Origin of the sequence: Paenibacillus sp. GCM10023250 (genome assembly GCF_042653205.1) — a bacterium.
Classification (GTDB): Bacteria; Bacillota; Bacilli; order Paenibacillales; family Paenibacillaceae; genus Paenibacillus_Z.
This window is the reverse complement of record NZ_JBHSHY010000003.1, coordinates 64,463-83,442: the sequence shown is the minus strand read 5'-3', so window position 1 is coordinate 83,442 and position 18,980 is coordinate 64,463. Positions and strand designations below refer to the sequence as shown.

Sequence of the window (18,980 nt, the reverse complement as noted above, 5' to 3'; positions counted from 1 at the left end):
CATGAAGCGAATGTTTTCGAGTATGCTTACGGTCGGTATCCTGTCGAGCATCGTGCTGGCGGGTTGTTCGTCCGGCAATTCCGCGAACCCGCCGTCTGCCGGCGAGCCGAGCGGCGGCACCGCGAACGCCGGCGAGCCGGCTGCCGCGGTCAAGCTGGAGATCATCGAGACCGGCAACAACTTGCCGACCCCGGACAAGGATTTCATTAAGCATGCCATTGACAAGGCGATTCAGTCGGATTTGAATCTAACCGTCTATGCGTCGGGGGACGATTACAAGAACCAATTGAACGTGCGGCTGGCCTCCGGGAATTTTCCCGATCTGTTCCAGGTGCCGGACCGCGCTTCGCTGAAGCAATTCGTGGAGCAGGGGCTATTGCTCGATCTGTCCCCGTACATGGATAAGCTGCAGCCGGTGAAAGGATTTATCGGGGACGAGAGCTTCAAGAAGACGACGATGGACGGTAAAGTCTACGCCATTCCGAAAGCGCCCAACATTCCTTACAATACCTACTGGATCCGCAAGGACTGGCTCGATAAGCTCGGCCTCCAGCCGCCCGCGACGACCGACGAATTCTTGAACGTGGTGAAGGCGTTCGCCGATCAGGACCCGGACGGCAACGGCAAGAAAGATACGCTGGGCCTGACCGGCAACAAACTGTCCGCGTTCGCCCCGATCTTCGGCGCATTCGGCGTAGGCGACCCGAACACGTTCTACGTCAAGGACGGGAAGCTGGTCAATTCCTTGTATGACCCGGCGATGAAGGACGCGCTCGGCTTTATCAAGAAGCTGATCGATACCGGAGCGGTCGATCCGGAGATCATGGCCAATACCGGCCTGCAGCATCAGGAGAAGGCGATCAAGGGGCAAGCGGGCATCGTCTGGATCGATTGGCCGAACCTCAGCAAGGATCAGTTTACCGAGCAGATCAAAAAAGTGAATCCCAACGCGGACTGGATCCAGCTCGCGCCTCCGAAAGGGCCGGGCGGCCAATTCGACGGTCCGTTCGACATCGGCGGAACCTCCGGCATCTACGCGATCCCGAAAGCGCTGGAGAACGACAAGGCTAAACTGCAGAAAGTCTTCGATCTGCTGAACTACGTATCCGATAAGGAAGGCTCGATGCTGGTGCAATTCGGCATCAGCGGGACGCACTACAATCTGGACGGCGATAAGGTCGTGCCCACCGAGCTGATGGGCAAGGAAGCGGGCTTCACGTGGCTGTACCAGTTTACCGGCCGGCCGGAGATGACCTACCTGCAGACCAAATTCGCGCCGCAAACGAAATACATCGAATTTGCCAACAGCCAGCCGAGAATTCAAATCTTGAACGGATTCCTGACCAATCCCGACGGATATAATCCGGCGGATGCCAGCCGGTTCATCGAAGAGGAATTCGTGAAATTCATCTACGGGAAGAGCCCGCTCGACGGGTACGACGCCTTCCTGAGCAAGCTGGAGTCGAGCATGAACTTCAAGACGTACATGGAGGCGTCGACCAAGCAGCTGGAGGAGCTCGGTTACGGCCAATAAGAAGGAGGACGCTTCAGGATGACAACGCAACAGCTCGATATTCCGGCGCTGGTCCGGCAATTCCACCGGGACGGCTACTTAATCCTGCGGAACGTGCTGCCGGAAGAACGGGTGGCGCGGCTGAATCGGGCCGTCGACGAACTGCTGGCCGGCGAACCCGAGTCGCTGTCCTATAATTGGTATAACAGCGTGGAGCGGCATGCGGAGATCGCCGGACTGATCGATGAACCGTCGTTGCTGCCCCTCATGGTCAATATTCTCGGGTTCAACATTCAGCTGCACATCTCGCACTTGACGGTACGCAAGCCGAATCCGGACGATCTCAAGACGGATTCCCAAAGCTTCATCAACTGGCATCAGGATGGGCCGCATCCGCAGTTTCCGCGCCTGCATGGGCTCACCTCGATCTATTATGTCAAGGTCGGGTATATCCTGAGCGATATGTCGGAGCCGAATCGCGGCAATACGAAGCTGATCCCCGGCAGCCACCGGATGGCGGATTTCGCGCCGGTACAGACGAACGTGGATGTGCCGGTCAACGGGGAGATCCAGGTGTGCGGCCAACCAGGCGACGCGTTCATCTTCCCGCAGAATCTCTGGCACGCCGGCGCCCCGAACCGATCCGGCTTTACGCGGCGGCAGCTGTTCATCGGGTACAGCCCGATCTGGATGCGGCCGATCGATTACCACCGGGCGTCGGACCGCTTGCTTGAAGGCGCTTCGCCTATCCGGCGCCAGCTGCTGGGCGACATTAGCAGTAACTGCTTCAAGTATTACGTGCCCGAGGAATCGATGGTACCGCTCAAATCGCTATGGCTCGGAGCCGGCACCGGTAATGATGCGTATTCGAATTCATGACGCGGCACGACGTTAAAAGCCCCTTTTCGGGGCTTTTTTGCGTCGGTTGGCAAGCCTGTCTGCAGCTGCAGCTGTATCGGCCGAGGTTTGGTCTTCCTTTTTGTGAACTAGCTGCGGCCCTCGACAGGTGATTGCGTGCAGGTTCTAGAATTTGGATAGGAATTGGAATGCTCTGTATTAGACGAGAAATGGGGGATAAGGTGAATAAACTTGCGGGATTGTTAGTGTACGTCTTCACTTTTTTAACTGCAGCCATCATCTTTACCCTGGCACAATTATCACAAAATGTGGATGAAATCGACGGAACCTATGGAGGCTTGTTTTGTCAAATCCCGTCAGGAGTTTATGTTTTCTTGCTGATACCTTTGTTTATTGGTGCTTACTTATTAAATAAAAAGGATTCCGATAAATAGTCGATTCCAAAGAAAGCGAATTTCTACAATCTCGACGTTAGAGCGGCCTCCTGAAAGGCCTTTGATGAAGGAGATTGGCGAGGAAGGAGATGCTGGTAATGAAATTTTCGATCCTTGGATTATTTGCCTCCATTATCTGTATAATTTTGTGTGCATTATTTTTGTATTGGAATCCCTATTCAGATATCCCATCGAACGATAGAACGATCAGAATCTTTTATACAATGCTGATACTCCCTGCCTTTATAGGTATTATTGCTTCGTTTCTTAAAAATCGGGTTTTGATGTGTATCGTACTTATCTGGTCGCTACCTTGTTGTCTTTACCTAGCTATCGCGAGTATTCCGAGTATATGGAATTTCTTTGGAGTCGTTCTTATTTTATATCTGATATCAGCAATTTCGATGAAGAAAAAAGTGTAAGCTAACTTGGCACAACTGCTCAAACACGAAGTCAGCTTCGTTTAAAATCTACGAAAACAAGCGAATTTTAAGCGGTAGACGAGGAGTGTGTGGTGGAACTGATTGGACAAGAAAGGTATAGGTTTGGTCTTGAAAAATTAGAGCAAAGAGATTTTACATATGTAGAGTTTCTTTTCAATCAGCATGATTCAGAGCATTTTTACTTACCAGGGGACAAGAAGAACTCGAAGACTGTTTTTGTATTACACCGTATATGAGACAGATTAATTTGGATTGATTGGCAATTGATTGTAACGGGACACGATAGCACAATAACACACGATAGTAGCTGAACAATGTAAATTAGGCGGTGATAGTACAATGGTTAATGTTAGAAAAGCAACTGAAGGTGATTTATCAAGGGCAGCAAAATTATCTGAGTTATGGATTTCTGAAGGTATCACTTACGGTTTGGGGGCAAATACCGAAGAAATTCTAAGAAACTACATCGGGGATTACTTCTGGGTCGCAGAGATTGACTCAGTAGTAGTAGGATACATAACAGGAACAGTCCATGAAAGTGATGGATTGGCTGTCATTGAAAAAGGCGAAAGTTATCTTGAGGTCGATGAGGTTTACGTTCATCCAGATTATCGGAGCGACAATCTCGGGCATGCGATGGTTGATAAGCTGCTCCAATCAGCTGAAAACAATGGTATAACTCGTTCCACAGTGTATTCCGCAAGTAAGCAGTGGCAGAAAATCGTTGGTTTTTACGAAAAACACGGTTTTAAGATGTGGTTTGTTCAAATGTACCGATAAGCGACATGATTACGGGAAACGTTAGCAATCAAGCGCCTTTCATAAGGCGTTTTTCTTTTGGAATGAAAATCAACAATAAAGAATAACAGAGCCAACTGAAGAACAGGAAGGACCGTGTGGAAAAGGTTGTAAATTGCTTTGCCGAATATTAAGCTGAAAGTACTTTAATTAAGGGGATGAGGTTAACTAATGGCTACGAACCTTAGAACGTTAGATGGTTGCGATTTATACCGGAGCTTAGTCTCAACAATAACTTTAGTTCGTTGATCCAGAAGGAGGAGCTTAATGGAATCTTTAGAAATAGGACTAAAACTATTTCTGATTATTATTGGCATTTCGCTATTCTTTGCTTTGGTAGGGTTTCTAGTCAAAAAATATCTAAGTGACTTCTTTGATAAAATATTTGTTTCAATCCGACAATTTTTTAGAAAAATGGAATGACCAGGATGTAGGAGTTTTGACGATAACGGTAACAAAATCGCAAATAAATATTTCCTTAGAGACAAGAGTTCGAATCTCAAGAGTTTGATAAGAACCAATTAATTGTTAAGCTATCGGGGAACGTTAGTTCTGCAATCCTGGAGCATTATAATGAGGACCCCAGTTCAATCAATAAGCCCTAGATGCTGAAAGGGGTTAACGTGTAGTGAAGAAGGTCATTTGGCTTATTGGACTCGGAGTCGTTCTAACTGCGTTCACCGTTGGTTTATGGCTGTACTTACCACGTGAAGTGGATGTAAGTCTAGAGGGAGTAAAATACCGCCTAGGCACAGAGAATGCCCAGGAGATCGAACCTGTCACCGTTCAAATCGAAGGAACTCTCCGTCGAACGTTAAACGGACAGCGATTATTTCGGGGAATGCTTGAACTTAATGGCGAGCCGCTGCCGGTGCCGAAGGAACAGCTGACGAATCGTACGTTCAACGCTCGAAAGGGAGAAGGGTTTCTGCTCGTGTATCAATGGTTTGAGGAAGGGACTATAGGGAAGAGTTTTTCTTTAGGTACGCTATACGCCGATGATCATTTCCGTCAAATTACGCTCACACTCTTTGAACAGCAAGCAGATGGTAAGTCTGCCAATTGGAGTGGGGAGGATGGTTTAATGATTACAGCGCCGGCAAAAGACCGGACAGAGGCGTTACGTGTAGCAAACACGTTAATGGCCAATGTATTACTTCAACCGTTGGACTCCTAACGGGAAACATGATTTCGAATTTCTTATTACTGTAAGTGGAATAATGATGAATGGCAGCCGACTAAAGATCGGCTGCCTTTGCTCCGTTAGGGGAGCAACTTTGCGGTATAAGCCCGAGTAAGCATCTGAACGCATAAAACCCCCGTCTCGGAAGAGTCGGGGGTTAATCTCGTGGTGCCACTTATGGTTTGATCTTTTGGCTAAAAAAGGGGAACAGGTTCTCCTTGCGCTGGAGTGTGCTCCAGCGGATACAATCAAACTGAACGGAAACAACAAACTGAGACAACAAATTGAACGATGGAGGCAAAGCACATGAAATATCGAACTTTAGGAGCAACGGGGATAACCGTGAGCGAGATGACGCTCGGAACCATGATGCTTGGAGCGATGGGAAATACGGATCATGAAGACTCGATAAGAATTATTCATAAAGCACTGGATGCAGGCATTAATGTCATCGATACGGCAGATGTCTATTCCATGGGCGAGTCAGAGGTGATCCTTGGCAAGGCACTGAAAGGGCGTCGAGACAATGTGGTCCTTGCGACAAAGTTTGGCTTGCCGATGGGACAAGACGCGAATCAGAAAGGCGCATCCGCACGCTGGATCAAGCGAGCTGTCGAAGACAGCCTTCGTCGCCTCGATACGGATTATATCGATTTGTATCAGCTTCATCGTCCGGACTATAATACGGATATCCATGAAACGCTGTCCGCACTGTCGGACCTCATTCGAGAAGGGAAGGTGAGGGCGATCGGATCGTCGACCTTTCCGGCAGAATGGATCGTCGAAGCGCAATGGGCTGCGCAGCGCGGCAATCATCACCGTTTTCTCACGGAGCAGCCAAGGTACTCGATCTTTACCCGAAAATTAGAAGGCGCGGTGTTGCCGACCGCGCAGCGGTACGGAATGGGCGTTCTCACCTATGGCCCGTTGAACGGAGGATGGCTCTCTGGCAGGGCGGATTCCGGGCAAAGCCATCGGGCGGCTGCCAGACCTTCTCTATACGACACGGCGAATCCTGCTCTCCGGCCTAAAGTAGAAGCATTAATCAAGCTCCGGGAATTGGTCGATGAAGCCGGTATTTCTTTGCCTCACCTTGCGCTTGCGTTTGTCAAAGCCCACCCGGCGATAAGCTCTGTCATTATTGGTCCGAGGACAATGGAACAACTCGAAGGCCTCTTGGCAGGAGCGGATGTGGAGCTTGATCATGAGATTCTCGACCGGATTGACGAGATCGTACCTCCGGGAACGGACCTCAATCCGGCAGACAATTACGCCGACAATCATCCGGCCCTCGAGAACAAGAAGCTTCGCCGCCGTTAATTTATCTTCAAGCGGAAGAATAACACCATTCTGCAGGGGGGGAGACTATGGAACCTACGTATGGGATCTCCGACATATCCGCAAAGACTGGCCTTAGTTACGACACGATACGCTATTACGAAAAAATAGGCTTACTGCCAAGGCCGAGACGAAGAGAAAATGGTCAACGTGCATTTGATCAGCTTGATCTCGAACGATTCATCTTTATTGTCCACCTAAAGCGCACCAATATGCCTTTGAAGGAAATTCAACGCTACATGGACTTGATCGACGTACAGGACTTCGACAGCTGTTATGCGATCCTGACAGAACATAAACAAAACGTTATTCAACAAATCCAGGAATCCAATGAAACGCTGGATGTCCTCAATCACAAGCTGGACAACTTTCATTTGTTGACAAGCGCGGCCATATGGGGGAGCGTACAGAACGAGGCAAATGAGTTAAACGAGTCAACGATGGTCAATTCACGACCTCGTACAGATCTTAGAAGAGAAGAGGGGCGATGAGCGCCCCTCTTTCTGTTTGTCTGTAATCCAAACACGAAGGCAGCCGGCTAAAAATCGGTTGCCTTTGCTCCGTTAGGGGAGCAACTTTTCGGTGATGGGAACGTCTGTAAAAACAGGGAGCATAGCATGAAAGGAAGGTTAGCGAACATGACAAAGAGATGGACAAGGTTCCTGGTGCTTGCAGGAGCGCTGCTCGTGGGGATGACGGGAACGGGTGCAGCTTCGCCCGCGGCGGCCGATGGGGTAGAGGGGATGGCGGGTACGTCTGCGCCGAGGCTGACCGGCAACGGGAAACCGGAGCTGGACCCGGGCTTCTGGTATTATACGCATTTTACGAGGGCGTTGGCGGAACAGCTGTATAACCAGAGCCCGGTCACGGCGTATTTGCCGACGCGGCTGCCGGATTCGCATTGGCAGTATTACGGCATGCGGAGTCAATTGACCGCGGATGGGTATCAATTGACGGCGTATCGCTCGGAGAAGGCAGTGCCGGCGGAGGCGATGCTGCTTGGCGCTGGCGGAGCGGGCGAGCCTCAGGCTTCGGATGTGCTTTACCGGCTTGCGGCGGGGTCTGCGGCCGAGGCGGGATTGACGGTGCCGCCGAGCGCGAAGCGGCTGCGGGGCAGTGATGCGGCTGGCTGGACGTTCTGGAGCACTGGCGCGGACGCTGATTTGGAGAAGCAGCTTAGCAGTAAGTTTGCTGCGATGGTGAAGGCAGGCGCACCGGTGAGCGGGGCGGCCGGGACGGTACTCGTGACGAAGGCGGCTGCCGGGAAGGTGATGTATTCGGCGAGTTGGACGCATAACGGCAGCACGTATTACTCGTTTATCGGCTATGGCTCGCTGGATGATTTCGTCTCGATGCTGACGAGCTTTCGGCCTGTCCTGAACCTGCTCGATTCGGCGGATATCGTGCTGCTGCCGGTCGATATGCAGCTGAACCTGCAGGCAGGGCGCAGCGAGATGTTCAAGCCGTATGAGAATCGGTTCGTTCCGCTGGCGCAGGCTCCGATCGTGAAGGAGGGGACCGCGTTCCTGCCGCTTCGGGATATAGCGACCATTATTGGCGGGGAGATTCAGTTCGTGGCCGAGCCGGGCGGCGGGGCGGTCTACGTCTCCCAGAACGGCTGGCAAAACGAGCTGAAGCTGCGGCTTGGCACCGGTGAAGTGTTCCGCAAGCAGGAGAAGCTGGCGACGGTACCGATTCTCGTGAAGGATGGCCGAACGCTAGTGCCGCTTCGTTTCATGTCAGAGCAATTCGGTCTGCCGGTAACCTACGATGCTGCGGCTAAAGCCATCACGGTGCATTATACGCACTGGTCGACCAACTCGATTGTGCCGCCTATCAGCAGCACGGCAGACTATCAGACCTCGGTGTTCAGTATCGGGGGACCTCCATTCACCTACTACAATGAGCGGTTGGGGGCAGGGGCGTCTTGGGGCTATGAGCAGCAGAAGCCTCCGGTTGGCTATAACGGCTTGAAGTACCAGATCTATCAAGTAAGCGTGGATATGCTGCCGGGCGACAATGCTTTTGTCATGCAGGATATGCAGACGAAGCGCGTGATTAATAGTATTCCGATTAAGACGACGATTACGGCTGCGGATGTGCCGTTCCGCACTGCGGGTTCCTGGTTCGCGGATTCCTTGCAGGTGGAGCTTAAGCTGACGAGCAGCAATGGTAAGGCGTGGCCCAGCGGTTATGCGGACATCAGCGCCGGTGCATGGGTCGATCTAACCGGGGAGTTGAAGGGGCAGTCCTTCGACTCGATCAGCATGGATTATCATGTGGGGAATGTGTCGAGCAAGCGCGTGGATATTCCGGTGAAGGATGGCAAATTCACCTGCCGGTTAACGCCGAACAAAGGGCCGGGTACGTATGAGGTGACGCTGTACAGTCCTCCGGGGAGCGTACCGGGAACGAGCGGCGCGTCGCCGCTCGTCCGCTTTGTTGTCGTCGTATATTGAATGGCCTCGTGGAGGGCTTTATTTCCTGCGAGAGGCATGGTACGTTTATGAAGAATCGCTAGATGACACCATGGAGAGACACGCAGGCAGCCAACACGAAATCGAGGTGAGGCACCAATGGAAGCGTACAAACGGCAGGATGTGCCGGTCAGCGAGCGAATCGATGATTTGATGTCCAGAATGACGCTTCAGGAGAAGGTCGGTCAACTGAATCAACGCATGTACGGCTGGGATGCGTACGAGAAGCAGGCAGACGGCGTCTATGCGTTAACGGATGCCTTCAAGCAAGAGGTCGGCCGCTTCGATGGCATGGGCGCGCTGTACGGATTGTTCCGGAGCGACCCGTGGTCGGGCGTCGATTATGCGAACGGCATTGCCGCGGAACACAGCGCAGCCGTGGCCAACCAGATCCAGCGATACGTCAAGGAGAATACCCGGCTGGGAATTCCGGTGCTGCTGAGCGAAGAGAGTCCGCACGGCCATCAGGCGCTGGACGGCACCATGCTGCCGGTCAATCTGAACGCGGGGTCGACCTGGAATCCGGAGCTGATGGAGCAGGCCTACCGCCTGACCGCAGCCGAAATTCGCGGCAGAGGTGCCCATCTCGGTCTGGTCTCCGTGCTGGATATCGCACAAGACCCGAGATGGGGACGCACGGAGGAATGCTTTAGCGAGGACCCGTATCTGGCTGCCGCGTTCACGCAAGCAGCGGTAAGGGGCATGCAAGGCGAAGGCGGCCTGGCGAGCGAGGGAAGAGTCGCCGTCGTGCTGAAGCATCTTTGCGCACAAGGCGCCGGCATGGGCGGCAAGAACGCCGGTCCCGCCAACATCGGGGAGCGCGAGCTGCGGGAGATCCATCTGCCCGCGGCGTTAGCGGGCGCTAAGGCGGGAGCGGCAGGCTTCATGGCGGCGTATAACGAGATTGACGGCGTTCCATGTCATGCGAACCGCAAGCTGTTGACGGAGATGCTGCGCGAGGAATGGGGCTTCGGCGGGATCGTCATGGCCGACGGCCAAGCGATTGACCGGCTGCTGGCGTTAACGGGCAGCCATGAGGCCGCCGCCGCGCTGGCGCTGACCTCGGGCGTTGACTTAAGCTTGTGGGACACGTCGTTCACGACGCTCGAAGCGGCGGTATCGTCCGGCCTGGTCGATGAATCCGTTGTCGATCGGGCGGTCCGGCGCGTGCTGCGTCTCAAGTTCGAGCTGGGCTTGTTTGACCGGCCGTACACGGACGAATCGCAGGCCGCTTCCGGCATCGGGCGTCCCGAGCTGAAAGCGCTCAATCTGAACATCGCGCGCGAATCGGTCGTGCTGCTCAAGAACGATCGCGGCAGGCTGCCCCTGCAGGGGAGCGGCAAGCGCATCGCGGTCATCGGACCCAATGCGGACCAGATGTACAATCAGCTTGGAGACTATACGAGCGTGCAGCGTCCGAATACGGGCTCTACCGTTCTTCAAGGCATCCGGATGGCTGCTCCTGCCGATGCGTCGATCATGTACGCGCGCGGCTGCGGCATCCGCTCCTCGTCGGCGGAAGAATTGGAAGAAGCCGTTGCGGCAGCCCGGGCTGCGGATGTTGCCGTGTTGGTGTTAGGAGGCAGCAGCGCCAGACAGTTCGGCGGTCTGTTCGACGGCAACGGTGAAGCGGTCATCGGGCGGGAGCAATCGTACGAGATGGATTGCGGGGAAGGCGTCGATCTCGCGGATCTGCGGCTGGGAGCAGCGCAACGGCAGCTGGCGGAGGCGGTAGCGGCAACCGGCGTGCCGATCGTCCTCGTGCTGATCCAAGGCCGTCCTCATGCCATCGAAGAGGTGGACAAGCTCGCGGAGGCAGTCCTATGCGCCTGGTATCCGGGCAAGGAAGGCGGCCAGGCGATCGGCGAGATCTTGTTCGGCCTCGTGAACCCGAGCGGCAAGCTTCCTGTCTCCATCCCGCGTTCATCCGCTCAGCTTCCGGTGTATTATAACCAGAAGGATCCGGGCCGGATCCGCGATTACGTCGACATGCCGTCCGCCGCGTTATATCCGTTCGGACACGGACTCAGCTACACCCGATTCGACTATCTGGCATGCGGCTTGTCCGCGGATTCGATCGCGGCTGCAGCGCTCGCGAGCGGCGAGCATGTGAAGGTACGCGTCAATGTTCGAAATGCGGGCGAGGCTGCGGGCTTGGAGACGGTGCAGCTGTACGTGAAAGCCCGGGAAGCGGGCATTACGAGACGGATCGCGGAGCTGAAGGGCTTTGCGAAGGTAGCGTTGCAGCCGGGCGAGACGAGCGAGATCGAGTTCAGTCTGGGTGCCGAGGAATTGGGCTATTGGGACAGCGCCATGCGCTTTGGCGTGAACGCGTGCAAGGTGAGCGTCATGGTCGGCGGCGGTTTGCAGGCAACCCTCCAAGCGGAGCTCGCGATAGTATAAGGATGTCTGATGGAGCAAGCGCGCGCACTTGTGCTGTACAGCGGATCGGAGCAGGCTTTCCAAGCCTGCCAACCGGCGCTGAAGGGGCTTGGGGCCATGAATTATTTTGGCGAAGACCCCGGCTTGGCGCCGCTCTATGATTTGGCGCTGCTGAGCGCCATACGGGATGTTCGGTGGTTTCTTCCATGCTACGGCCATGATCCGTTCGGAACGGATCCAATCCGAAGCGTTCACGGAACTTGTGGTTCCTTGGCTTCAGGCCATGTCGGCCTCGCTGCCCCTGATGGCCCGGGCGGTAGATGCGGGGGATCATCGAACGGATGTGTCCAGCCTGTCTATCAACCAGATGGGATTCGTGAATGTCATGGACGCGAGCCGAGAGCAGAGCGTGAGTACGGAGCTGATGACGCCGATTCAAGAACTGATCAATCGCGGTGTCGCGGAGGGCTACGGCACCGATGGACTGTCGAGGGTAGTCGAGCTGATCCGGAACCCGGTCTCGGTCTAACCGCCTGTCAGCGCCGGTTGCCAGCAGCATAGCGCTGAATGTTATGGGAAAGGTCAGGTCCACCCGGTGGACCTGACCTTTTCTACATCTTTGCCGATCATCCGGTCGTGCTTGATTGTTCGGCAGAACCGATCGCGATCATCGCTTTCTGGATGCGCATGTGTCCAATACGTTGTTCCAGTTTCCGTTGCACCGCCGTCAACGTTTGAATTTGATGGGCGATCTCTTCGTGCTTGTCCTCGTAGGTTTCGAGCATTTCCTCGCAGAACTCATCGCTATCGTAAGCATCATAGTTATCATGGCACTTCAGAATGTCAAGAATATCCTTCGTAGACAGCCCGAGCTCTAAATAGATTTGTATGGTTTGGATTCGCTTAACGTCAGCCTCGTCGAATTCCCGGTAATCATTATCCAAGCGCCTTGCGGTCAGCAGCTTCTTCTTCTCGTAATATCTGATCGATCGGGCACTGACTCCGGTCGCTTTGGCTAGCTGGCTTATTTTCATGTGATCGACCCTTTCTATCGAGGTAATTCAAATTCCACTATAACACATCACTTCGCCAATGATCATTCCAATTATGGTAACATAAGGTTACCTATTGAAGCGCATTCCAAGACAGGAACGGATAGATCGGGGAGGGATCGGCTTGAAGAGAGCCGGTGTCGCGCTACTTGCGGCTGCCGTCGCGCTGACAGGCTGCTGGGAGCAGAAGACCAAGGCCTTTCAAGGCGCGGTCGAGCAAGTGGAGAACGGCCGAATATCCGTCAATTGCTCGGATGAAGTGAACCGGGGGAAGCGCGGCGCGATCGCGGATATCGGGTACGTATGCGGAGTCGAAACTACGCCTCAAACCGTGTATCGGGATGAAGATGGCAGCATGCTGAAGGCAAGCGACATCCAGACGGGCGAGGTAGTCAAGGTCATCTTGACCAAAGCTGCGGATTTCCATGCCGCCAAGCCGGGCAAAAGGTACGCCGAAACCGTGATTATTCTGCATCAGGACGCCGTGACCCGAGAAGCGATACTTCGCGCGTTGGAGGAGAAGGGCTTGAAGCTGACGGCGTATGACGATCCGGATGAGATTTCGCTGACAGGTGCCACAGCCCAGACGTTCGTGCTGGAGGACGGCGGCGAGCTGATGCTCTATGAGTTTCCTTCCATGCTGGCGCAGGAGAAAGGATGGGGGACGCTTATGATGGAGTGGGAGTCGAGGGGCCATAGAGGAGGAACGAACTTTAATCTTCAACGTTTCTTGTTGATCCTCTACGCCGGCCCAACCGCAGCCGACTCGACGTTCGGCACCATCCGGCAGGTCATGCGTGACCTGGCAGAGTACTGAGGCAAGCGATTGCGTGAAGCGGCTATTTAGCTTGAAGCCGATGGTGTGTGCGTGCATGCTATGCAAGGACAAGGAGGGTATCCCCAATGTCAAAAATCGAAATTTTCCTTTATATCATTTATGCGGTCATACTAGGTGTCATTTCCATTTTTACGCATGAAATCGTTACTTTTGTTCTGCTCGGTTTAATTTTAATCGCTCTTAATAATATACTGTCCGTCCTCAAGCAGATCTCAAAGAAGCTTGATAAATAAGGTGTGGACAGACTGGATTAAGGAGGGCAAACCTATGGCTTAGAGTGAGTTTAAGGCATTTCCTAACGAATATAATGAGGCGATTAAGGCTATCGATGAGCAGATCATTGGATTGGTTCTAGAACGAAGAGAGTCTAATCGGCTGTCGTCGCTGCACTAAGATGAGCCTGGCAAAGGAGGTTTTTAATGAACAACTTTACCATAAAGTCTTTTGCCCCCTACTCATTAAATTACCTGGTGTATCTCCAAAATGCGTTTATTGGCCATGCCGGCGGAGTTCTTAAATTTCCAACGTTCAATACGACGCAGTGGGGACTTCTGGAGGAGCGGCTTTTTTGTGATGCCTTTAGACAGGTATGGGCCGAGATGGCAAAGCGGATAGCGCGGAATTCTTCGGCAGATCATAACGGGATCTTAACAACGGAGCAAACGCTTTTCCAAACCTTATTTAAGCCCGGCGATCAAGGAAAACAAGGGTTTGCGGAAAGTCGGGAATCGTTTCATGCTTGGTTTTCAAGCCTGGCAGGACAACTCACGATTGAACTAGCAGCGGATCACATCATGTATTACCAGATGGATCTCTATAACCAGCTATCTGCTGCGATTATACACGATGGTAAGGGCAACCGGGAGCTGCTTATTAGCATCATTTACGATGAGTGTGTATTGGGAAGCAGCGACTGTGATTCGTGGCATGCAGTGGTATCGCAGCACGATATTTATATTGAAAATAAATCCTTCGTCACAAAAATCGCAGGTCAATTGAATAGGACTGATGACGGGACGCGGTAGCGGAATGCTAACACGGTGGCAACGAAAGCCATAATTGGCGGTCGTTAATACAGCAAAGAGGTGTTGTATGGCAGGAAACCCGAATCGGAAATCATTAAAACGAATCATCGCAATCATAGCGATTATAGTAGGGATCGGGTTGAGCGGAACCGCCATTCTCAACATAAGCCTTCATCACAATAAATTCGATGAAATAGATAGCTTATTAGAGAAAACGCAGTCCAAGTCATTTGACCTCATCTATCAAGAAAAAGCGGAAAACGGATTGTTCGTCCTGTTTAAAGACGAGTTTGGTTTCCGGCATGCCTTTTTCTCGAACAAGTTGAAGGTATGGAATGTCAGCGGGAACACCGAAGCAAGCCCGGAAGACGGGTTTACCTGGACCATGACTAATGCTCCCAACATTCCGATACTGACGTTTGCCGGGGTGATTACGAACGAGGCTATTCAGACGGTGATCGTTAAGCAGAGGACGTTAACCAAGCAAGCCAAAATCATCACAACCACCCAAGGGAGAGTCTGGTTTACCCACTTTGATGAGTTGGAAGCGGCTGCTTCTGGACAACCGGACCCCCTTAAGATTGAGGCTTTATCACGCGACGGCAGGGTGATCTGGAGAGAAGGGATATATGATGGCATGTATTATCGAGGGAGAATTTAAGTGAATGCTAGACATTAGCTGTAAAATGCAAGCTCGCTAACCGTACGCGATAGCTCAACCGTGACACGACGGCAGCCGGTCTAATAATCGGCTCCCGTCGTCATTGCGTTACTGGAGGGGACATTAGGTTAGGTGATATTTTTTCGAACGAGTTGAACGATCCACAACAAACAAGGAATGGCCAGGTTGAAAATGAGAAAGATCCACGGTTTGATATAAAATTCATAGCTCAATTTTGAAGTGAGCAGCATGCAGATAAATAATAATACAGCCATGGACCAAGTGACATTATGCCAATTTCGGATTCGAAGAAGCTGAGCCATCCCGTAGCTCGAAATAAACAAATGATAGGCAAGTTTTATCATGATGCCGAATTGTAGGAAAAACGTGATCACTAAATCGAAATTTTGAATGAAATTCAAAATCGAAATGGATTTCATGTACATAAATTGAGGATGATACATGTCTGCAGCGCTGATCGGACCGAAAACCATAATAACGGCAACGGACATTAGGCACCCCCACAACATTCCGAAGCCGATCGCGTTCAGCACGCCCGATGCTGCTTTATTCGCTTCCTTCATAAAGGCGGTCATCATCATCGCTGCTGAAGTTTCACCCGCAAAACAAAAGATAAGTAACGCCCCTGTAACGATGGGTTCGCGTTGTTCGTACACGGGCAATAATTGATTGAGATCCATATGGTGACTGTTCAGCAAGAGTGGTAAAAAGGCAGCAATGAAAAGTAGAGGTCCGATTACTTGACTGGCGCGTCCGATTGTCGTGATTCCGCCTGCCAGATTGAAGTATAGCATCAACACAATTTCTAGAAGCATAACGATAATGGCGGGTGTTTGATAAAGGAGATTCGTTTTGATAAAGTCGACCGTTCCATGCAGCATGATCATCATAATATAGAACCAAAACACAATGTAAGCGAGTGCGACCGGCTTGCCGAACCACTTACCAAGAATAAGCTGGCTGTATTCCATGACCGTTTTATTGGGTTGTGCCAAACCGACCTTCGCCATCAGGTATGATCCGATCACGGCGCCTCCTCCTGCAAGGAGATAAGCCATCCAGATGTCCTGCCTGGCTTGTTTGAGCGATGGCCCTAGGGCGAAATAGGTCAAGAGGACAATCTCGGAAATAAATAGCATCCAAAACAATTGTGACCTCGAAATATTCATATAGCGAACGTTCCTCTCTGAGCTTGCAGTTCGGTTAGTTCAACCCTTGGGCCCGGAACCGACTTGCCCGACACCTTTTATTGTCAATTTGACTTCAACGGCTACATCCACTTTTGAGAATGTATCGCCCCAATGCCTACTTAACGATTTCCATTTTTTGGGATGCCTCCATGCGATTTCGTTTCCGAAGCCGAAGATATCCGTTTGATATTGTCTCTGAACGGAACGGATCACGCGCATTGCTTCTTTCTCGGTATTTGTGCTCATTTCTTTGGCTACCTGTTCCTTAACAGCGGGGGATAGCAAGAATAAATTCGTATTATTCTCCCTGATGAACCCGGTGCCGTCCAGCTTTAGGTTCATTCGGATCCGATCTCCGTTCATGCTGAACTTCAAGTCGCGCTTCAGCTTTTGTAAGTCCAGGCTAACCGTTCGGTGCTCGGAAGAGACTCGCTGCGTCAGCAAAAGGTGAGAGATTTTCCCCCTCATCCATAGTGCGAGCCAAGCACCATCCCCCTTGAGAAAATCGACCATTTGATAATCCTGATCGAATATGGCTGCTTCTTCAATAGCTATTTGGCTGTCCTTGCCAGTTGTGTGAATCGAAACGACCGGAAGGAGGAAGCACCTCGAGGGATTGTTCTTCTCCTTTTGTAAATCAAACAGTTTTTCCGTAAATCCGACGATACGCGAAGTTCTGTTCGCGTACGTGGCAGAAAACCGTTCCATTGCATATTCGCTCTTCAAGAACTGCTCGGCAGAGCTTCCCTTGACAATAAAGATGTATACCCTCGTATTACTATCCGGATTCCGAATCAGCTCGTCGAGCCATTTCATAAAGCCTTGTCTGGCGACGGCTTCGCTAATGAATAGCGCTACTCGATGACCCGCAAACAATTTACGGGACAACTGTTCTTGAATATGAGATGCGGCGTCAGTGATGTTCGTCCCAGTGCTGGTAACGACGGTATATGGCGGCCGACTGGAGTCGGCACCGCCTTGTTCGGGACTGCTTGATCGCACAACGGGGATTTGAACGCTTAGTTTGAATTGTCTTTCATTTGTCAAGTCCCACCCGGATCCGATCACGAACGAGAGTTCGTTGGGTTCCTTTAAATCCCAACACCCGCTTATTGCGCAAGCCATGAATAGGAACGCAACACAAAGAAGTATTGCTTTTACCGACATGGAACAGTCCCCTTTATCACCATAATTCGTCTGCGTATCAGGTATTCGAGCGGCCGATCTTCATCCATTTCGGCGCACGGATGATCATATCGAGCATTTGTTTTCCGATACTCGGAGCAACAGGGGAGAAGTAAGGAACGCCGAATGATTTCATGCTGACAAGATGGATTAATATCCCCATGATGCCCACTGCCATTCCGAATAACCCCAAAGATGCCGCCAGAATCAACATCAAGAAGCGCAGAAGCCGGAAAGCAATACCGAAGCTGTACCTGGGGATGGCATAGGAGGCGATCCCGGTAGCAGATACGACGATGACAATTGGAGCCGAAATAATACCGGCTTGAACGGCGGCTTGGCCGATGACAAGGGCGCCTACAATGCTGACTAACGGGCCGATCTGACTTGGCAATCGGATCCCTGCCTCCTGCAAGCCTTCGAAGACGATTTCCATCATTAAGGTCTCGATCGCCGTAGGAAAGGGGGACGATTCCCGCGCTGCGGCAATACTGCTCATCAAAGGAATGGGAATCATACCTTGATGGTAGGTAGTTAAGGTGACATACAAAGCGGGCGCTAACAAGGATACCAAAGAGAAGGTAAAACGAATAACCCGCATGGCATTCACATAGACGAACCTTTCGTAATAGTCATCCGCCGCTTGCAAACCGACCCAGAACGTCATGGGCACAACGAGGGCGCAAGGGGCACCATCCGTTAAGATGGCTACTTTACCTTCGAACAAACAAGAGGCAATGACATCGGGACGTTCAGTGTTCTGGATTTGAGGAAACGGCGAAAACGGGACATCTTCGATATATTCTTCGATGTATTCGGCCTCCAGAATGACGTTCGCATCAATTTGGCCGATTCTGTTTTTGACCTCCTGCAAAACGGAACGGTCCACAATACCATCTAAATAGGCAAGTACGACATTCGTTCGCGTTAACTTCCCTAGTTCAATCGTCTCCATTTTCAATAAATGGCTGGGAATTCTTTTACGAAGCAGCGCCATGTTGACCTGCAAAGTTTCATTGAAACTTTCTTTCGGACCTCGAAGGGTGGATTCCAAGCTGGGTTCTTCCACGGCGCGCTTTTCCATTTTGCCCATATCGGCTAAGAATGCCACTGCCTCGCGATCAACCAGGACTGCGATTTGTGCCTTTAACACATGATGAACAACGTCTTTGTAAGTATCCGCCGTGTTGGATTGAAGAATGGAGAAGTATTCCATCTCGCATGCCTGTGATAAACTTTTGATTTTTTCCAACCCTTGCGGGAGTCCTTCATATAATAGCGGTTTCAAAAAGGTTTGCTCGAATGCTCGGGCATCTACCATGCCGTTAACGTAAATCATGAGTACATCCGCATGACCATCGGCCTTCAACTCACGAAACACGATATCGGAACATTTATCGAAAATGAGTTTTAACTCACGATAATTATCTTCCAGCTTGCACGAAAGCGGCTTTGCCAATTCGGACTGGTTATCCGTAAAAATACGATCTTGAAAAGGAGGGGAAGGTTTGCCGCGATTCCTTTTTTTAAACATGCGTGATTTTCCTTTCATTGCATGTTGAACCAATTAGAGTGTGTCCCA

The 18,980-nt window shown here is 51.6% G+C and carries 17 protein-coding genes; 13 read left to right on the top strand and 4 right to left on the bottom strand.

Annotation, left to right across the window (positions count from 1 at the left end; all coding sequences use genetic code 11):
• The first annotated feature begins 1 nt into the window (after nucleotide 1).
• From ACFPB1_RS04960 to ACFPB1_RS04915, 10 genes are all read left to right on the top strand, one after another.
• Complete coding sequence (locus tag ACFPB1_RS04960) at nucleotides 2–1,534, top strand: extracellular solute-binding protein (protein WP_379222531.1); 1,533 nt, start codon at nucleotides 2–4, stop codon at nucleotides 1,532–1,534.
• An 18-nt stretch (nucleotides 1,535–1,552) separates the two neighbouring features.
• The gene (locus ACFPB1_RS04955; RefSeq protein WP_379222529.1) at nucleotides 1,553–2,392 is read left to right on the top strand and encodes a phytanoyl-CoA dioxygenase family protein; all 840 of its coding nucleotides are present in this window, start codon (nucleotides 1,553–1,555) and stop codon (nucleotides 2,390–2,392) included.
• A 200-nt stretch (nucleotides 2,393–2,592) separates the two neighbouring features.
• A complete protein-coding gene (locus ACFPB1_RS04950) occupies nucleotides 2,593–2,805 on the top strand; it encodes a hypothetical protein (RefSeq protein ID WP_379222527.1) in 213 nt (70 codons plus the stop codon).
• Nucleotides 2,806–3,587: 782 nt separating this feature from the next.
• Nucleotides 3,588–4,028: a GNAT family N-acetyltransferase gene (locus tag ACFPB1_RS04945; RefSeq protein ID WP_379222525.1), complete on the top strand. Its 441-nt coding sequence runs from the start codon at nucleotides 3,588–3,590 to the stop codon at nucleotides 4,026–4,028.
• 646 nt (nucleotides 4,029–4,674) lie between these two features.
• Nucleotides 4,675–5,223, top strand: a complete 549-nt coding sequence (locus ACFPB1_RS04940; RefSeq protein WP_379222523.1) for a hypothetical protein — start codon at nucleotides 4,675–4,677, stop codon at nucleotides 5,221–5,223.
• 312 nt (nucleotides 5,224–5,535) lie between these two features.
• Entirely contained in the window at nucleotides 5,536–6,549 is a 1,014-nt protein-coding gene (locus ACFPB1_RS04935; RefSeq protein WP_379222520.1) for an aldo/keto reductase, read from the top strand.
• 47 nt (nucleotides 6,550–6,596) lie between these two features.
• Complete coding sequence (locus ACFPB1_RS04930) at nucleotides 6,597–7,058, top strand: MerR family transcriptional regulator (RefSeq protein ID WP_379222518.1); 462 nt, start codon at nucleotides 6,597–6,599, stop codon at nucleotides 7,056–7,058.
• A 147-nt stretch (nucleotides 7,059–7,205) separates the two neighbouring features.
• Nucleotides 7,206–9,026, top strand: a complete 1,821-nt coding sequence (locus ACFPB1_RS04925; protein ID WP_379222516.1) for a copper amine oxidase N-terminal domain-containing protein — start codon at nucleotides 7,206–7,208, stop codon at nucleotides 9,024–9,026.
• A gap of 117 nt (nucleotides 9,027–9,143) precedes the next feature.
• The gene (locus ACFPB1_RS04920) at nucleotides 9,144–11,447 is read left to right on the top strand and encodes a glycoside hydrolase family 3 N-terminal domain-containing protein (protein WP_379222514.1); all 2,304 of its coding nucleotides are present in this window, start codon (nucleotides 9,144–9,146) and stop codon (nucleotides 11,445–11,447) included.
• 166 nt (nucleotides 11,448–11,613) lie between these two features.
• Complete coding sequence (locus tag ACFPB1_RS04915; protein WP_379222512.1) at nucleotides 11,614–11,955, top strand: hypothetical protein; 342 nt, start codon at nucleotides 11,614–11,616, stop codon at nucleotides 11,953–11,955.
• 97 nt (nucleotides 11,956–12,052) lie between these two features.
• Here ACFPB1_RS04915 and ACFPB1_RS04910 read toward each other — a convergent pair whose 3' ends face one another.
• On the bottom strand, nucleotides 12,053–12,460 hold the full coding sequence (locus tag ACFPB1_RS04910) for a MerR family transcriptional regulator (protein ID WP_379222509.1): 408 nt from the start codon (nucleotides 12,458–12,460) through the stop codon (nucleotides 12,053–12,055).
• A 142-nt stretch (nucleotides 12,461–12,602) separates the two neighbouring features.
• Here ACFPB1_RS04910 and ACFPB1_RS04905 point away from each other — a divergent pair, with 142 nt between their 5' ends.
• The 3 genes from ACFPB1_RS04905 (at nucleotide 12,603) to ACFPB1_RS04895 (ending at nucleotide 15,002) form a co-directional block, all read left to right on the top strand.
• Nucleotides 12,603–13,295 carry a hypothetical protein gene (locus tag ACFPB1_RS04905; protein ID WP_379222507.1) on the top strand — a complete coding sequence of 231 codons (693 nt, stop codon included), beginning with the start codon at nucleotides 12,603–12,605 and terminating at the stop codon, nucleotides 13,293–13,295.
• Between the two features lie 440 nt (nucleotides 13,296–13,735).
• On the top strand, nucleotides 13,736–14,341 hold the full coding sequence (locus ACFPB1_RS04900) for a hypothetical protein (protein ID WP_379222505.1): 606 nt from the start codon (nucleotides 13,736–13,738) through the stop codon (nucleotides 14,339–14,341).
• A 67-nt stretch (nucleotides 14,342–14,408) separates the two neighbouring features.
• The gene (locus ACFPB1_RS04895; protein WP_379222503.1) at nucleotides 14,409–15,002 is read left to right on the top strand and encodes a hypothetical protein; all 594 of its coding nucleotides are present in this window, start codon (nucleotides 14,409–14,411) and stop codon (nucleotides 15,000–15,002) included.
• Nucleotides 15,003–15,130: 128 nt separating this feature from the next.
• Here ACFPB1_RS04895 and ACFPB1_RS04890 read toward each other — a convergent pair whose 3' ends face one another.
• Genes ACFPB1_RS04890 through ACFPB1_RS04880 form a run of 3 tightly spaced genes read right to left on the bottom strand, consistent with a single transcriptional unit; the run spans nucleotide 15,131 to nucleotide 18,932 of the window.
• Nucleotides 15,131–16,192: a GerAB/ArcD/ProY family transporter gene (locus tag ACFPB1_RS04890; protein WP_379222500.1), complete on the bottom strand. Its 1,062-nt coding sequence runs from the start codon at nucleotides 16,190–16,192 to the stop codon at nucleotides 15,131–15,133.
• Between the two features lie 39 nt (nucleotides 16,193–16,231).
• On the bottom strand, nucleotides 16,232–17,380 hold the full coding sequence (locus tag ACFPB1_RS04885; protein WP_379222498.1) for a Ger(x)C family spore germination protein: 1,149 nt from the start codon (nucleotides 17,378–17,380) through the stop codon (nucleotides 16,232–16,234).
• A gap of 37 nt (nucleotides 17,381–17,417) precedes the next feature.
• Complete coding sequence (locus ACFPB1_RS04880; protein ID WP_379222496.1) at nucleotides 17,418–18,932, bottom strand: spore germination protein; 1,515 nt, start codon at nucleotides 18,930–18,932, stop codon at nucleotides 17,418–17,420.
• Nucleotides 18,933–18,980 lie beyond the last annotated feature (48 nt).